This window comes from Niastella sp. sgz303648, from assembly GCF_059587045.1.
In genome coordinates this window covers 18,192-36,983 of record NZ_JCAPSW010000001.1, presented here as the reverse complement: position 1 = coordinate 36,983, position 18,792 = coordinate 18,192, and the positions used below count along the sequence as shown (strand labels likewise).

Sequence of the window (18,792 nt, the reverse complement as noted above, 5' to 3'; positions counted from 1 at the left end):
AACCCAATGCGGATGAAACTAACTGCTTATTGTTTTACGGCACTCCTTATTGCTACCGGTTGCCGCGAAACCTGCAAGGAGAAAATTGCCCGTATTTATTCGGCCGGCCGGAAGGATCTGGCTGAACAAAAAGAAGTAAACAAATTCTCGCTGCAGCTTTCATACGTGCCTTCCTCGGTATTAATGAAGGATGATTCACTGCCAACGGCAAGGGATACGGCTTTTTATTATTTCAAATTACAGGTTGTATGTCCTGAAAACAATGCACAAACGGCAGGCGATAAAACAGCACTGTATTACGGATTGGATAGTTTGTTTGCCACTTCCGAAGCGCTGCCACGCCTGACCCCCGTTTTGGTAGAACCGGTAGTTACCGGTAACCATAAAAGCTTTGAATACCTGCTGGTATTTGCCAAAAAAGATTTTACGCCAGGCAAACAGGTTAAGGTGATATTCTTCGACCGCTTATTCACCAACACCAAACAGGTATTTGTTTTTGACCGAATCAAAATTGATGAAATAGAAACATTGCAATGTTATGCAAATGAAGCATAGAATAAAGTACCGCAAACCTATTGCCGCCTTCCTGTTAATAGTTATAGGGGTACAAACCCTGCTGCCGGTAACCGCATTGGCATTAACTTCGGGTCCTTCGCAACCCGAAGCTTCTTCGTTTAAGCAGGCCGGTGTGAGCGATATGGTCGACCTGTTCACAGGTAACTTTAGCTATAATTTACCGGTTATGGATGTTGACGGGTATCCGTTGAACCTCAATTACTCCTCAGGCTCAGGTATTGATGACGAAGCGAGCTGGGTTGGCCTTGGCTGGAATTTGAACGTGGGCGCCATCAACCGCCAGTTACGCGGTATTCCCGATGATATGAGCGGCGATGCCTATGTTACCGAACACTATACCAAACCCAAAGTAACCGTTGGCGGTCGCCTGACCGCTAAAGTAGAAATAAAAGGTAAAGGCGTTTTAAAAGACCTGGGCGTAAATGGTTCTTTTTCGCTGGGTGTGTTCAGTGATAACTACACAGGTATCGGCGCCGAACTGGGCGCTAATGCCGGTATTTCATATTCTTTTGCGGGAAGCGGCGCCCTTACGGCAGGTATGGGTGTAGGACTGATGTCGAGCACCCAAAGCGGTGTAGATGTTACGCCCTCACTTTCGCTTTCGTATAAAATGCAGGTAGCAGATAATACCACTGCATCACCCGGTTTATCTGCTTCGATCGGTTATAATACACGTGGCGGATTAAAAGGACTTACACTTGGTTCTTCTTTTTCTGTATCGGGTCAAAAACAGGAATCAGAAACAGGAAAAGTAAAGAACGGCAGCGCCAGTTACGAATTGGGCGGTTCTACCATTTCATATAATACCGATCCCGTACAACCGAAGATTCAGGTGCCTTACCGGTCAAACTTCGGTTCATTCAGCTTTGATATAGGAGGCGCAGCCTGGTTGGTATTTGCCGGGGGCGGTGGTACAGGTTATAAATCTGTTCGTGAAGTAAAATCACGCACACTAACCAATAGCGCCTTTGGCTATTTGTATGCCGAGCGCGGTAAAAAGCAGGCCAATGCCATGATGGACTTTTTACGCGAAAAGGAAAATATGATCATGCCCGAACTGCCAAACCTGGCCGTACCGGTAGCTACGCCTGATATTTTCTCATACACAAGCCAGGGAGGAAGCGGCCAGTTCAGATTATATCGTGGAGGTTCCGGCGTTTTATTCGATAACGAGGCCATTGATGAATCAACCACGCAAACACTCGGTTTTGACGCCGGTATCGGTGGCTATGCACACGGCGGTATCACTTATTATGAACAATCGGTAAAGAACGCAACCCGTAAATGGACAAAAGATAACTCGTATTTGCCAAAAGGCGATTTTCAGGATGCACCTACTACTAACCCCAATGCAGAGAACGTATTTTTTAAACAGGTAGGTGAAAAAAATCTTGAAGACAACAACATGGTTTCTTTGTTAAAAGGAACACAACCTGTAGCCGTTGATATCAGCAGCAAAACAGCTACGGGGAACTTCAGGATTGCTGGTAACACTACACTGCCTGTTTCAACCATTCAAAAAACAGATAAACAAAAGAAACGCGTTGCTATTTCTTATCTCACTGCCAAAGAAGCAAGTGTTGCGGGCCTGGATAAAACAATCAATTCGTATCCTTTTATATCCGTTGATCAGGCATTTACGCCGAATAGCTGCCATCAGTTAGCTGCTGCGAAAACAGAAAGCCGTTTGGGAGCAGGTGAAGAAGGAATTCAATACCGTAAAGCGCATCATATTTCAGAGATTACTGTAACCGATGAAGGCGGCAAAAGAAGTGTATATGGTATACCGGTATATAATGCCGGGCAAACAGAATATTCATTTGCCATTGGCCATCCCATTAATGATGCTGGTTATGGAACACGGGATAATGTCAATAACCTGATAAAAATTACAAAGAATGGCAATGATGTTGTACAAAATAAAAGCGATGAAAACGACAATTACCTGCACAAAGATGAACAGCCCGGTTATGCCACCAGCTATTTATTAACTGCTATTCTTTCGCCTGATTATGTAGATGTAACCGGAGATGGCATTACCGATGATGATCGCGGAACAGCTATTAAATTCAATTATTCGAAGGCGCCCTGGCTTTATTACTGGCGCTCTCCATACGGCAAGGAAAACTTTACTATGAGCAAAGGATTGCTTGCTGATCCCGACGATGACAAAGCCAGTGTTGTATTTGGTAAAAAAGAACTGTGGTACCTGCATTCTATTGAAACCAAAACAAAGATCGCCTACTTTATTACAGAAGACAGACAGGATGGCTTTGGTGTATTAGATGTTTGGGGGGATATTGATCTGAATAAAAAGCAAAAAAGATTAACTGAGATTCGTCTTTACTCAAAAGCCGATTTAACGCGACCAATTAAAGTAGTAAAGCTGAAGTATAACTATAATCTGGGTACAAATGTCCCAAATAGCAGGGCAGGCGGCAAAAACGGAAAATTAACCTTAGACACAGTATATTTCCAATATGGCAATTCGCCTAAAGGAATTGCACATCCTTACCTGTTTCATTATAATGGCGATCAGGTTAATGCTGATCCGGTGGCGTATGGTAATTTGCAAACCGACCGCTGGGGAACCTACAAATCGCGCGACGCGAACAGCAATAATGGCTTTCCGCTGCGCAATGATGAATTTCCTTATGACAATCAGGATAGAAATGGAAGCACTACCAATAAAACCGAAGCAGATATTGCAGCAGGGTATTGGCAGTTGTCCAAAATTGAGCTGCCCACCGGCGGAGAAATTAATGTAACCTACGAAAGCGACGACTATGCGTATGTGCAGAATAAGCGGGCGATGGCGATGGTGCATTTCGACAAACTGATTAAAGATATAAATGGCAATGCGGCACCCGGTTTAATTGATGCGTTCGGATTGCAGTTAACGGTACCGGAAGGAAAAAAATCAACTGACCCACCCAACGACAGAGACTGGTTTAAGAAAGCCTACCTGAATGGCTCCGATTACCTGTATACCAAACTTTTTGTAAATGAGGGTGGAATAGATGCCCAAAACCAGCCGCTTAACGAAACCTATTATGACTTTGTTCCCTGTTATGCCAAAGTGGTTGATGTAAAAGTTTCGGGAACACAGGTAAATGTAATATTCGAAAAAATTACGGATGGTAAAATTACCATGAACCCCATTTTGCTTGCGGCCTGGCAAAAGTTGCGTATGGAATATCCGCGTTATGCCTATCCCGGTTATAAAAACAGGGTTAAAGCAGGCGATGCAGCCAAAGCAGTTAAAGCAGCTGTAACGGCAATAGTAAATGCTGCCAAAAATCTCGATGAATTACGCCGTTCGTTTTACCAGAGAGCTTCTAAAGAAACATTTTGTAACAACTTCAATCTTGCCAAAAGTTTTGTACGCATAACAGAAATTGACGGTATAAAACTCGGAGGTGGTTCCAGGGTTAAAAAGATCGCGATCTCTGATAAATGGGCCGATATGTCGGGGAATGCCAGTACAGTCAGCGCTTCGTACGGCCAGGAGTATAAATATACCACGATGCTGGGCGACAAAGAGATCAGCAGTGGGGTAGCCAGTTATGAGCCATCGGTAGGTAATGATGAAAATCCCATACATCAGCCGGTTCCCTATGTTCAAAAAATAAAAGGGGCGATCAATAACTTTTATAACCTCGAAGAACCGTTTGGCGAATCTTTATTCCCCGGCGCCAGTGTTGGCTACAGCAAAGTAACTGTGCGTGATCTTGATGCAACCGGCAATCCTGACCCGCAGCAAAAAACAGGATATGTAGTCAATGAATTTTACACGGCGAAAGAATTTCCGGTAATTGTTAAAACACTCTCTAATAAAGTAAACCAGCGCGGACCTTCGGGATGGTATTCGCTGCTGGGCTCGAACAGTATTCACGAGCTGACCTTTTCACAGGGTTATTCTATTGAGTTGAACGATATGCATGGCAAACCCAAAGCCACACGCATATTCAATCAAAGCAATGCCGAAATTTCTACCACAGAATATTTCTATAATACCGAACCGCTGAATGCGGGCGAATTGAAATTGAGGAATGTGGTGAATGTGGTGAATGAAAAAGGAGAGATTGACGAAAACCAGGTCATTGGCCGTGAAATAGAAATGTTCACCGATATGCGTGAACAGGAAACATCATCTACCGGTCAAACCATTCAAACGGGCGGCGATGTGTTTCCGCTGCCATTTTTTGGTGTACCCGGATTTTTACCACACTGGCCCAGTAAGGAAAACAATGAATACAAATTGTTCCGCAGCGCCTGCACCATGAAGGTGATACAATATTATGGCATCATCGATAAAGTGGTAAAAACCGAAAATGGTTCATCCATTTCCACAGAAAACGTTGCTTATGATGGCTTAACCGGCGAAGTAGTGATATCGAAAACCCAAAATGAATTCGATAAGCCGGTATACACGGTTAATTTCCCTGCTTACTGGATATATCCGGCCATGGGCGGGGCTTACAAAAATATCGGGACCCTTATCCAGAGTTTTAGGGTTAATACCGATGGCACGATATCGAACAGTACTTATAATGATTTACTGTACCCTGGCGATGAGCTGGTCGATATTTCAAACGGCAATATGTGCTGGATCATTCAAAGCTCCCCGGATGGTAATCCTAATCTGCTATCAACCAAAAAGCTGGTCGACAGGTATGGAAATATTGTCAACAATATTGGCAGCACAGTAAAAATACTTCGTTCGGGTTACCGCAATATGCTTACGCCACCGGCTACAGGTATTGTTTGTATGAACGACCCGATCAGTGCGGTTGCAGATTTGAATACCGGCAAAAAATATGTTTTGTTCTCCAGGGATGCTGATAGAACGTCGCTGAAAGTATTAACGGCATCGGCTACCACATTTGAGGAAGAGTGGGGCGTTAAACCTGCCTGCGCTACTTGTCCGGCTGGTTATACATTGAGTTCAGATGGATTAACCTGCGTAGCGCAGCCGGTGGAAAACACCCAATACTGCTTCAGACTGTGTGCAGGGTGGCTGGCGGCTTATGGCACAAGCGGAGGAAAAATTTTTACACCCGACGGAAGAGATAGTGTTATAATAAAATCAGATTACTGGGGAGGAGCCTGTGCGGCATGCCCTGCAGGTGTAGCAGCCAGAGTGGCCACCAAATACGATTCAAGTGCGGCTGCATCTAATGCCCGTGTAGCGGTTGATGCTTCAGCAGCAGCTGTGCCGGCTGAAACCTGTAGCAGAACGAATCAAACACCAAACGTTGCCTGTGGCGATAAGTGCGGCAAACTGGCAAGGGTTGGTGTATGGCCTTGTACTGACGAGCTGATTGACGGTGAATGGCTCGCTTTTGAAGAATGTATATCAATTCCCGAAACAAAACAATACTATATTGGATATGCCGGTGACAACAGAATACGCATATATATCGACGGAGGATTGTGGAATCAATTTCCGAATTACGAATATGGAGACGCTTATCAATCGTGGCATGTAAAACCAATAACGCTTTCAGCAAGCTGCACACACACATTAAGGGTTGAATTTAAAAACGATTTGGGTCCGGCTTCTGTAGGCGTGGAAATCTACAATAATACTTTCGAAGAGCTTATAAGCAGCGATATACCTCAAAAGGCCAAAATCCTGTTCTCAACAGCTTCACTTTTAGGCGCCGATGTGCAGGTGTTCAGGAAAGTTGGCACTTCAGACGCTGTTGCAAGGTATACCTGCCCCAATGGCTTGCCCATGAATTCCTGCAAAAGCTGCCAGATGCCGGTAAATAAAGTGATAAACCCATTTGTAAACGGTTACCGTGGTAACTGGCGGCCGAAAGAAAGCAAAGTATACCAGGTGAACAGAAAATACAGCGACCTGTTCAATGCAGAACCTTTAGGTGTAGATGTTAAAAACGCCGGCTACTTTGAATTATTCAGACCTTTCTTCAATTACAATTACGGCAATTCAAAATGGGATTCCACTACCGTACCGGAATGGGTGACCGCTAATACCATTACATTATACGATAAATACGGGCAGGAGCTGGAAAACAAAGATGCCCTTGGTCGTTATAGTGCTGCTGGTTTTGTATTCAGGGGCGATTTGCCTGGTGCAGTTGCCTCCAATTCAAGGTTCAGGGATATATACTTCGAAAGCTTTGAAGATATCCGTTTCAGGTCGGGTTGCATCAGCGGCAATTCACCTGATGTGTGCGATCCGGTATTCAGAGTAAATCCGGGCGGTGATCTGCTGCCGCAAACAACCGGCGCCTTTACACACTCCGGTAATTACGCTCTCAATTTACCGGCTGCAGGCATTTTACTTACTACTACTGTTCATAGCATGGAAACCAGGCAGGTGCCCTATCTGGCCAACAATTGTAAAGGCGAATACAGTATCAAACCGGGAACCGGTATTTATCCCATTGGCTTTGAACCTCAGCCCAACAAAAAATATGTATTCAGTGCCTGGGTGAAAGATAATCAGCCTACTACTAATACACCGGGCATCACGGTTACTGTTAATGGAGCTGCTGTTACCCTTACTATGAAAGCAATAGTGGAAAAATGGAAACAGGTAGAAGGCATTATTGATATCCCTGCTTCCGCTAACAATACTTCTATCAGCATTCTTGTGCAACCGGCAGGAGGTACGGTGTATTTCGACGACCTGCGTATTCACCCCTTCGATGCGCATATGAAAACCTATGCATACGACGACAAAACCATGCGGTTGATGGCGGAAATGGATGAAAACAACTTTGCCACATTTTATGAGTACGACGACGAAGGATCGCTGGTGCGGGTGAAGAAAGAAACTGAAAGAGGCATTATGACCATAAAGGAAAACAGATCGTCCTATAAAAGAAAACAGTAGTACTGCCATTTGTAACAAAATTGAATAAGAAAAAGTGCTTATGAGTACTTCAAAAAAAATACGCATCCTGTTATTGATTACAGTGCCTGTAATTGCGGGTGCTATTGCAGTGGCCAATACAACCGGCATTAAGAAGTGGCTGGGCCGGCAACCCGAAAAAAGCAGTGCCATAGAGGAAACAGCCAACAAAAAAGATGCTGCGCAGGAGGCTTTAATGAATGAAATGTTATCGTGGTTAAAACCATTCGACACCACGAATACCAGTTATTACCTCAACGGCCTGTTGACGGCCCTCGATAAAACCGATTCGGCCAATGCCATGATAGATGTTGCCTATACTGTATGCAAAAACGGAAAACAGTTCTATCTGCAAATGGGAAAAACCGAAACCATCAACAACGATGAACATTATTTTTTCGTTGACCATGCTGCTCAAAAAATGTTACTGTCCAAATCAAAACAGGTAATACAGTCGCCCGGTTTGCCTGTAAATGAATTGTACGATTATATCCGCAGCGAAGGATTTGTGTTTACAAAAGAAACCGGCAGCAACAGGTTGTTTACCATCAGCATGCAAAACCCTAACCACATTTCCTATAAAGAATTATCGGTTCAGTATGATAGTGTGAGCCGTCAGGTGAAAAAAATATTTATGCGCCAGGCCGATGTAACCGATCCTATGAACGCCGATAAAGAAAAATGGATAACGCTGGTTATAAAAGACTGGAATGATGATCCGGATGCAGGTCATTACCTGAGCACACACAAATTTGTTCAGAAAAAGCAGGATGAATGGGAAGTTACACCGGCGTACCACGATTATGAACTGATTAACCAGTAAAGCAAAGCTAACCGATCACCGATCAAATCACCATACTCATGATCCACCAAAACAGGCTAAACCGGTTCCTTTTAATACTGCTTACGGTGGTAAGCAGCCTGCAGTCATTTGCCGGTGTTGAACCTTATCAGAACCAGTTGAAAGGCATTTTTAAAAAAGGCGATTCACTGATCGTAAAGGATGAGAAGTTTCGCAATCCGTATTTCGACTGGAACGAGATCACCAACCGCACGGTAAAGAATTTTGTGTCGTTACAGCTTACCTACGACACGCCGGTGGTGATGAACAAAGCCTTTAGCTGTGAAGTGGATCTGAAAGTAGAATATTTCTCAACGCCTGATCAGGCTGAACCGGTGACCATCAACAGCGTTAAATTAAAGATCAATTTTTCGCCTGATTCCGGTGCTACCTATAAAGCCAAAGATGTATACCCGTTCAGCAACGGGTACTGGGTTAAGATAACGGTGAACAGTATTAGCAGTCCTGAGCTGGGAGAGAATATTCCGCCTGTGTTGCAGCTTACCAGCCAGGTAGTGATTGATCGTGATTATGCATATCATCCTGAAAAAAGTATAGAATTTGCAGGTTCGTTTTCTGGCTCGTCAACAGAAAATGTTGCATCAGATAGTAAGATGAGTGCGCTGTCTGTAACAAATGGTTCCGGCATCAGCGATAATTTTCTGCATCTTACATGGGTTCCTATTGATGGAGCAGAATACGATATTGAATGGGCGGTGTTCGATGAGAATGTTACAGATAAACAACCACTGCTTAACCAGGTGCTGGCCAATCAAACACCGGGCGCCGATGTACTGGACGGCCTCTTCCGCAATAATGCCACCCGTATTACCACGGCAGCCAATACCTACGACATTACTATGGTGTACAATGCCAAATACATTATGGTACGCATGCGCCAGGTGCATTATACCAATGGATATCGCAATGAAGATGATTGGGATTATAAGGTTACAACCCCAGACGGTACGCCAACCGGTTATGCCATATGGACAATCCCTTTATGGCATGAAGACAAACTGAACTGGCAGTATTCGGCCGCCTTTGCTGAAGAAGGAAAGAAAAAAGAAGTGGTAAGTTATTTCGATGGCTCATTGCGCAACCGGCAAATGGTTACCATCAATAATTCAGATAACGTGGCCGTGGTACAGGAAACCGTATACGATGAGTTTGGGCGTGCGGGAGCCAGTATTCTGCCCGCACCCACCAAAGACTATAAGTTCCATTTTTATCCTAATTTCAATCTCAATGGAAATGGCGCCTCCTATGATTATCGTAATCTTCGAGGCGCCATCGGTGAGCTCTGTGAAAACATACCCGATACATTGAATAGGATCAGCGGCGCTGCCCGGTATTATTCTGAGAAAAACGAGTTTTACAACGACAAAAAATATAATAAGTATATACCACACGCCAATGGATATCCTTTATCTGTTATCCAATATGTAAACGACAATACCGGCCGTGTTCGCACCCAGGGTGGGGTAGGGCCCGTTTTTCAACCCGGTATAACCGGTCGCCATGTTACCAAATATTATTATGGTAAACCCGAACCCTGGGAATTGGATCGCCTCTTTGGTAGCGATGTAGGTTACGCCCACCACTACATGAAAAATATGGTGGTAGATCCCAATAAACAGATCAGTGTAACATATGTAAATGCCAGTGGTAAAACCATTGCTACGGCACTCACCGGCGGTACACCTGAAGGGCTGGATGCCCTCGCTTCGCAACCTGTTGCCGAAGCCAAAACCTTTACCATTCTTCGGCCTTCGCAATTTACATTTGATGCTACCGCATTAAGTCTGTATGCCAAAACTACCTATCTCAATTCGGTTTTGAACGCCAACGCTACTTTTAATTACGACATTCAAAAACTGATCTATACCTATCAGGGCAGCGCTTTTCAGGTGTGCAGCAATTGTTACTACGATCTTACTATTCATGTAACCAACGACTGCGGACAGGAAGTTCCTACAGGCCTCACCATGCCCATACCCATCGGGTCATTAACCGGTGACTGCAATAATAGCGGTACACAAAGCAGTTCCTTCAACGTTACTTTTAATCAGATCGGGGAATATTATATCAGCTTTGAATTTAAGCTTACCAATAAAGCAATTGACGATTATACCGAAGCCTACATTACCCAACGTCAGGCAAACAACTCGCTGCGTACCGAACTGAATTTTGTAAATGATTACCTGAGCAGCAGCGATTTTAACGGTTGCTTTAGCGACTGCAATACCTGTGAAGTGGCCCTGGGAACGCTGGCCGAGTTCAGTCAGGCAATCAAGGGCAAATTAACCGACGATAGTGTTAAATATGATCCAAACGACGCTACTCTCAATAATATAATCAGCACAAAGTACAATGAGCTACGTGCACAATGCATTGCGCTCAGAGCAAGCTGTATGGTATCATCCTGCTCGAAGTATGAGCAAATGATGCTCGATGATGTAACACCGGGCGGACAGTACGCGCTGTTTGGAACTGATCCGTTTACACCGCTTGAACAGGATATCAATGTTATTGCTCTTCACTGGAGAGAAGTGTTTCCCGTAAAAGACCCCGGATCAGCAGAGTATGAAGCAGAAGCCATTTATGATGAAAATGGCAATAAAACTTCTCCCTACGATGCTTCCTTTACCCTTGAGATGCTCGTTAAATACTGGCGCGAAGACTGGGCCGCTAAATTTATTCAATGGCATCCCGAAAAATGTAAGCTCGATTTTTGTAGCGCCAACAGCAATTATATCATGTGGGACGATCAGGTGCAAACACTCATCACCAAAGCATCGGATATACCGAATATACCCCGCACCAGCGGATTGCAATATGACTATAACAATGGAGACTGGTTATTGGCTCAGGATCCTTTCTTTCAGCCAGGAGCACCCGGAGGTACTTACTTCCCCGACATGCAAAACGACCTGAAGCAGTTCAGCAGTCGTATCATGGGCGTTACCGCCGCCGGCGCTACAGTAAAAGGCCTTACCCAGGTGATCGATTACCTGATGTATTGCAGTGATCTTGATGGCAGCACCAATGCAGGTATTTCAACAGACAGCTGGAATGGTTGTTCGCCGGTACCCGTTTGCCGCGTGCCCGATAAGGAATGGAGCCAGTATAAAGACATCTACTTTCAGTTAAAACAAAAATATTACCAGCTGCTAAGGAACAGTACCACCTGTGCCGCCAGTTGTCCGGTAGGTACACCTTACGGCCCATCGGGTGCATGCGCTACCAGGAATGATTTTACGGTTGAAAAAGTAACCGGCAGCAATACCTGCAATGATGCCGGTATTCAAACTGTTCGCATATCCTTCGCCAAAGGCGCTGCACCGCGACCAATGACCGTTGACCTGTATTATCCGGCTGAATTTGGTTTGTATACCAGAACAACCAGCGTAAATTTTGCCATTGGCGAATCAGAGAAGTTAATCTGTATATCAGATAAAATACTGGTACCCTCTATAAAAGTAAGAGGAGTAACCTGTACCGGCAATCCACCCACTACCTGTATTGCCGGCGGCACCAGCGGTGACTTATCGTTAACCGGTAATGTGCAACAGCTGTCATCTACTAAATTTCAGGTGTCTACGCCAACCGGTATCGTTACTACCTATTCCATTGTACCCGGTATATATACCCAGGAGCCGGCCAATGCCCCGTATTGCCCTGATGGCACCATTGTTCGTAAAAATTTTTATAATTGTTTTAAGCTCTTCATGCCCGGCTCTACCATACCGGTACAGTTCTTTAATGTATGGGTGATTGGTTGCGAGAAAAATATGTGCGCCTCGCCAACCACTTATGAAGTGGCAAAACAGATCGATCCCTATACCTTCTATGCCAATGGCAAATACTATTATATATCGCTGCAATCGGGCGGTGGCGCCACTCCGAATTGTTCAGCTACCCCTTCGCAGTATTACAGCTGTTTGAAAATGAATGTAAGCAATACCAATTCTTCGGTATTGTTCCTTAACGCACGCGTTACAGAATGTAGTATTTGTCCCGACGGACCATCCGGCTATCTTGATGCCGTAAACAAAGTGTATTATGATGTATACAGGTTAAGTAACGGACAGCTTGTTCAACTATTTGCGGAAACACCACCGGACTATCAGATAACGCCTTTTTATTGCCAGGATAGTTATCATTACTGGACTCCGTGCCTTCAGTTGAACTATAATGGTAGTATAAAAATGTATTATAACGTTACGGTATCCTACTGTCAGTATTTTGATCCCTGTGTTTATTCTCACTATGATGTAACCGGTCGAATTGACGGTCTGAATGATGTTTATTATTATCAGCTTGATGATAATTACTATAAGTTTTATTGGGTAATTCCGGGCGATTTTGATAATCCGCCTAACACTAATAACTATTGCCCAAATGCCTATTCTACTTTTTATGAATGTCTTACTATACACTTTCCCGATGGAAGCACCGTTTTTTATCCATACAATGTATGGTTGATTGAATGCGAAGGTTCTTGTTTCTATTGTAAGAGAGGAGGACAGGGTAACTCGCCGACGGCAAAAGCGGGACCAGCAACCAATAAAAAAGCAATACCCGGTAACAGCACGCTTCAACAGGTAGTAGCTGCAACTGATGCAAACGCATTTAAAGATTATTACAACAGTTCTATTTACCTGATAAAAAATGCAGACAGTGCCGATAAAAAGGCCTGGGAAAAAGCCAGTGACGGGCATGGTTATCTGGTTCGCACCGCTCCCCGTACCGGTTTTACCGCCTATAGTTACCGGCCACGCTTTTCCGTATATACAGGTAAAAGCTCATTTATTCAATTTGAGAATGTTTGGGTAGCCACCCATATCGATAATGGCGACAGCACTTTATCTGCTGCCGAAAATGAAGAAATAGCGCTGCGACAAGCATTCGAAACCGATAGTACCAAAGAACGGGCTGTGCACCAGCGCGATTTTATAGCTTACAATTATCAATCTCCCAATACGGTACAAACCGGTAAAAGCGCATCCACTCCATTTAGTAATGTTTGGCTTGCAACGCCTTGTCCGGAAGCATACGCCTATAAAAAATCACGTTTCCCCGAATTTAATTACCAGTATAGTACCACATCGCAGGAGCTACAGACCATGCAGGATGAGAACAACTCACTCATAAGCGATCAGATAAAATCCAGCTGCGAAGAACAGGCCGATAAATGGATGCAGCAACTGTATGCATGCACGGTATTGTATCCTGCTAAAAAAACCGATCTGAGAAACGCGTTGATTGAAGTATGTAAGAACGGCGGCGACCTCGATCATCCTTATGGCGCCAGCACCATTAAGCCCGGTGCTACGGGAACGGCTTCCTTTAAACAGGCTATTTTGCAGGTGCTCGGCATCAGTGCGCCTACAATGATCTGTAACCCCTGGTTGCTCGATGAACCACATCCCTATGAACCCAAACAACAAACGGTATCAAAAATGCTTGGCAGCACCAATGCCGCATTGTGCACCCGCTTGCAACAATTGATTACCGATGCCGGCGGTAGTAATTTATTTAACTATCTGAAAAATAAATACGGCGATGCGATGAACCTCACAAGCGCCCAACTGGATATGCTTGTTAAATCGTGCAATAATTGCCGTTATATACTCGATCAGGATATTCCGCTTCCTGTATTTATGGAACCGGGCGCTGTTGGTTGCATTACCGCTTCGGATTATAATACCGCCAAAGCAGCCCTGGCCTCTGAAATGGGTGGCAACCTCGATGTAAACCATGCCAACTATCCCGATATGCTGGCCAATTACCTCAACCACCGCTGGGGTTTTGGCATGGCTTATTACCGCTATCAGGATTATGAAATAGCACTGCAAACAAATGGCTCTGCCATTCTTTGCAATAACCCGCCGTATACCGAAGTAGAGGTTGACCGCTATGTCTGCGTGAAAACAGTAGTGGCTGCAGCTATCGTAAACGGCCGCCGCGATTACGACCAGTATATTGCCGAAGAGAAACGTTTGTTCAGGCTCAATTATGTAAACACCTGCTCGCAGGCGCAGGCACGTGTCCGGCTTACCAGTGCACAGCAAACCTATCATTATACTTTATATTACTACGATCAGGCCGGTAACCTTGTAAGAACAGTACCGCCCGAAGGCGTTCGGTTGCTCAGCGATCAGGAAGTAGACCTGGTAGATGAGTTTCGTAAAACCGATGAGGTGGTCGATTGCAGTGGCTTTGGAACACCCGCCACCGAAAGCAAAACCGTTGCCTTTAATGCATTCAGCAGTGCATTGCAAAGCAGTAAAGTAAAATCGATGGAACTGTGGCTCAATGGCAGCGGCGCTACCCGGCAGGTTCGTTTTGTAACACCCGATAATAAATATTTTTATCAGGCAGCTATTGCCAATAATAAACTGTGGGTTGAGCTTTATACCATGGAGCCCGGCAATGGCGACATATCGCTTACACTTTCCAATCAGGCCGTGGCCGATATCAGCAGTATATCTTTACAACCCTGGTCGAACCTGTTTATTCAGGGCAACGACTTTACCGGCGGCGACTGGGACCTGTACCTCGATGGCCATAAACTAACGCTGATACCGTATAGTTCGGCGCCACCCTATCCCTTTGACTGGGAGATCACCGGAGGTTATACTTTACCGGCCGAAGATATCGGTCAGTTAAGACATCTGCGTATTTACGACCGGTTTGCCGACGTTGCAGAAATACTGACCAACTATGCCAATCAGTGCCGGGCGCCCGAAGGATTGCTTTCTGTAACAACCAGTCCGCTGGTAATGTGGGCAAGGCTGAACCTGCCTTCAACCTGTACCAATACGGCTCAAACGCGTACCATCAGCAACCGTGGCGCCCTGGCGGTGAATGGTGTTTTAGCCGACGGAGATAGCAGGGTATTCAATGACATCACCAATAATTTTACTGTAGAACTTTGGGTAAAACCACAGGAAGCCCATGAGATAGATGCCGAATCAACATCCGGCTCAGCAGGCACCAGCGGACAAAAATTTGTAATTTTCCCTGCATGGGGTGGTTTAGCGGGTACAGGTCGTGCAGGCATGGGTATTTCAGTTGGTACCAATGGCGTAAGTGTGTATGAACATGCCGACGGATACATACCACCGTTACTGGTGTGGAGTGGCGCTATTACCACCTGGACACATGTTGCGGTAGTGTACAACAATAAAATACCTTCATTATATATAAACGGGCAATTAGTAAGAACCGGTCTTCAAAGTCAGAAATCACTGGTAAGCCCAAGCTATAACTTCTGCACAGGTGGCTATGGAGTAATGAAAGGGAATTTAGACGAAGTACGTATCTGGAATATTGCACGCTCGCAGGCCGACATCAGTGCCGATTATCGCCGCAGCATACCACCATCAACAGCCGGACTGGTAGCATACTGGCCAATGAGCCGCGAAGATGGAGCTGACCTGTACGATATGACGTGCGCGCATATACCGGTGCACATGACAGGTAATTACAGCTGGACTTCCGTGACCTCACCCGTGGCCGATGTGGTACCGCTGGAATATGCGGTGCAGGGAATATTCCCGAGGCATAGGCTGGTGAGTAGTTATGCTTATAATAGTTCCAATAGCGTGGTACAACAACAATCGCCGGATGGTGGCTTGAGTTATTTCTGGTATGATGAATTAAATCGTTTAATTGCCTCACAAAATGAAGAACAGCATTCCCCGCATGACAATATTAATCCTAATAGGTATTCATATACACTATACGAACCAATGGGGCGAACTGTAGAAGTAGGAGAAAAGAGCAATGGTAAAGTATTGCCGGCACCAGGTTTTCTAAGTCAGCAAACCATTGATGAATTCACAAACAGCGGCAGCAATTCTCAGATTATCCAAACCATATATGATAAAATACCAGCAGCAGCCAGTGGAGTACAAACCGGATTATTACAGGAAAACCTGCGCAAACGTGTTAGTGCCAGATTTTATAAGGAAACAGCTGCCGGACCAATATTACAGGGAACTTATTATAGTTATGATTTGCCAGGCAATGTAAAAACATTGTGGCAACAGGTAGACGGCCTGGCACTTAAGCGCATAGATTATGAATATGACCTGGCAAGCGGCAAAACTAATTTTGTTCGCTATCAGGATGGCCAAAACGATCAGTTCTATTATGATTATCAATACGACTCTGAGAACCGGCTTATTGAAACCTATTCAGGGACACAGGCAACAATAAAACCAAACGGCAGCAAGTTATTGAACGGACAGATGGATGCATTTTACCAATACTATTTACATGGCCCGCTGGCACGTATTGAATTAGGGCAAAATAAGGTACAAGGACTTGACTATGCCTTTACGCTGCAGGGTTGGATGAAAGGAATTAACGGCCATAAGTTGAATGCTGCTACCGAAATGGGCACTGATGGCAACACAGCCGATAATCCGATTGCAAGAGATGCTTTAGCCTTTACAATGGGATATTATCAAAATGATTACCAGCCAATCGGTGGCAGTAATGCTTCAGCGTTTTCAATGCAATATGTATCTCAAAAAGGAGATATAGCGGGTAATAATTTATACAACGGCAATATTAGCCATACTACCGTAGCTCTTAGCAAGTTCCGGAATAGTGACCCTGTTGGTTATACATATCACTATGATCAGATGAACAGGTTAAAAGAGATGCGATATCATCAGTTATCGGCTTCCACTACAACCTGGAACAATAACACCCGGGATGTTAATGACGTTTATAGAGAAAGTATAAACTATGACGGCAATGGTAATATAATAAGCTATCTGCGAAATGGAGCAAACAGTGGTAACATGCCCCTGACCATGGACCAACTTACTTACCAGTATAAAAAAGAACTTGATCCTGTTAATAACCAGGAATATTTAACTAATAATCAATTGAAACAGGTACAGGATGCAATTGCTGAAAACAACTATTCACAACCAGTGAATGGTACAGAAGATGTAGACAATCAAACTAATATCGAAAATTATAAATATGACAAGATCGGCAACGTCGTTTTTGATGATGCGTCTAATATTACAAACATTACCTGGACCGTATTTGGCAAGATAAAAACAATTAGCAAACGGGATGGTACTACTATCTCATATTTATATGATGCAGAAGAAAACAGGGTTAAGAAAACTGTGACAGTAAATGGGGTATCTAATATCACATGGTATACCAAAGATGCTCAGGGCACTTCTTTCGCCATTTACAATGATAAACAGGATAACCAGGCAGGTATATGGTGGAAGGAACAACACCTTTATGGCAGCAGCCGTTTAGGTGTGTGGACGCCCGGTATAAACATTTCCAGCGCCAATGGAACCAGTGAATGGGGCATAGCAGGCAAAAAAAATTATGAATTAGTTAATCACTTAGGAAATGTACTGGCTACAATTAGCGACAAAAAAATGGGTGTGCCTTCATTAGGCAATAGTTCAGAGATAGACCATTATGAAGCAGATATAGTGAGTGCGCAGGATTATTACTCTTTTGGAATGTTAATGCCTGATCGTAAATGGGGTCAAAGAAACTACCGTTATGGGTTTAACAGAAAGGAAAATGATAACGAAGTAAAAGGGGAGGGAAATCAATTGGAATATGGTGAAAGAATATACGATACCAGAATCGGTAAATTTTTAAGCGTGGATCCCCTTTCTGAGGAATTCCCCTGGAATAGTTCATACGCCTATGCTGAAAATGATGTAATAAGGTCAATAGATTTGGATGGTGCAGAAAAATCAATTGCAATTGATGGGGAAGTTATTATGGGGCCATTCGATGTAAATGAAATTAATAAAACCAAAATTGCTGATGCAATAAAAAACAAGGATTACGGCACATTACTCAGATGGTCTCAGGGGAATAACACCAATTTATACATTAAAAATGTATTTACTCCAAATGGGGGCCTAAAGCCTGCAATAGGACCCTCAAAACCCCAAAATGAGAACAATGGAGATATAGATTTAAGGGAAAAAGTTAAATTTACGAGTCAATTTAGCCTGGAAAATCCAAAGGTGGCCTGTTGTCGGGCCTCTCAAAAAATAATAAGGGATTTCGGAATAAAGAAGGGAGGAAGCAAAGAAGGGCGTATTATAGTCGCAAGAGAAAGTACAACAGACAAGAAACTGGACATTTTGCCAACCGCTCAGCAAGGTGTAAAATACATTGATGAACAATTGGACAAAGGCAATCCGGTAATGGTAGGTGCGAATCATACGTTAGGAAATAAGCAAGGCGATGGAGAAGCTGCTGATCATTTCTTTGTTATCGTTGGTAGAAAGTATGATGCAGAAAAAAAACAAACCTATTATTTGTTTTTTGAAGTTGGAACAAGACAGGAAAAAGAAGTAGGAAGAAGTGATAAAAATCGCCTTTATTTGCAAAAAGATAACACCCTGCAAGGAAGTAATAAGAATGGCATAAGGCATTTTACTGTTACAGACATAAGAAAAAATTAAGCTAA

4 protein-coding genes are annotated in these 18,792 nt (G+C 44.0%); all 4 read left to right on the top strand.

The annotated features are described in order from the left end of the window. Positions 1–12: 12 nt before the first annotated feature. The 4 genes from AC59IL_RS00085 to AC59IL_RS00070 are packed head-to-tail and all read left to right on the top strand — an operon-like array spanning position 13 to position 18,787. A complete protein-coding gene (locus AC59IL_RS00085; protein ID WP_496550016.1) occupies positions 13–555 on the top strand; it encodes a hypothetical protein in 543 nt (180 codons plus the stop codon). Continuing rightward, positions 545–7,444 carry a carbohydrate binding domain-containing protein gene (locus AC59IL_RS00080; RefSeq protein WP_496550015.1) on the top strand — a complete coding sequence of 2,300 codons (6,900 nt, stop codon included), beginning with the start codon at positions 545–547 and terminating at the stop codon, positions 7,442–7,444. Before AC59IL_RS00085 ends, AC59IL_RS00080 begins: the two co-directional genes overlap by 11 nt. Positions 7,445–7,484: 40 nt before the next feature. Continuing rightward, positions 7,485–8,285: a hypothetical protein gene (locus AC59IL_RS00075; protein ID WP_496550014.1), complete on the top strand. Its 801-nt coding sequence runs from the start codon at positions 7,485–7,487 to the stop codon at positions 8,283–8,285. Between the two features lie 38 nt (positions 8,286–8,323). After that, positions 8,324–18,787 carry an RHS repeat domain-containing protein gene (locus AC59IL_RS00070; RefSeq protein WP_496550013.1) on the top strand — a complete coding sequence of 3,488 codons (10,464 nt, stop codon included), beginning with the start codon at positions 8,324–8,326 and terminating at the stop codon, positions 18,785–18,787. The last annotated feature ends 5 nt before the right edge of the window (positions 18,788–18,792 follow it).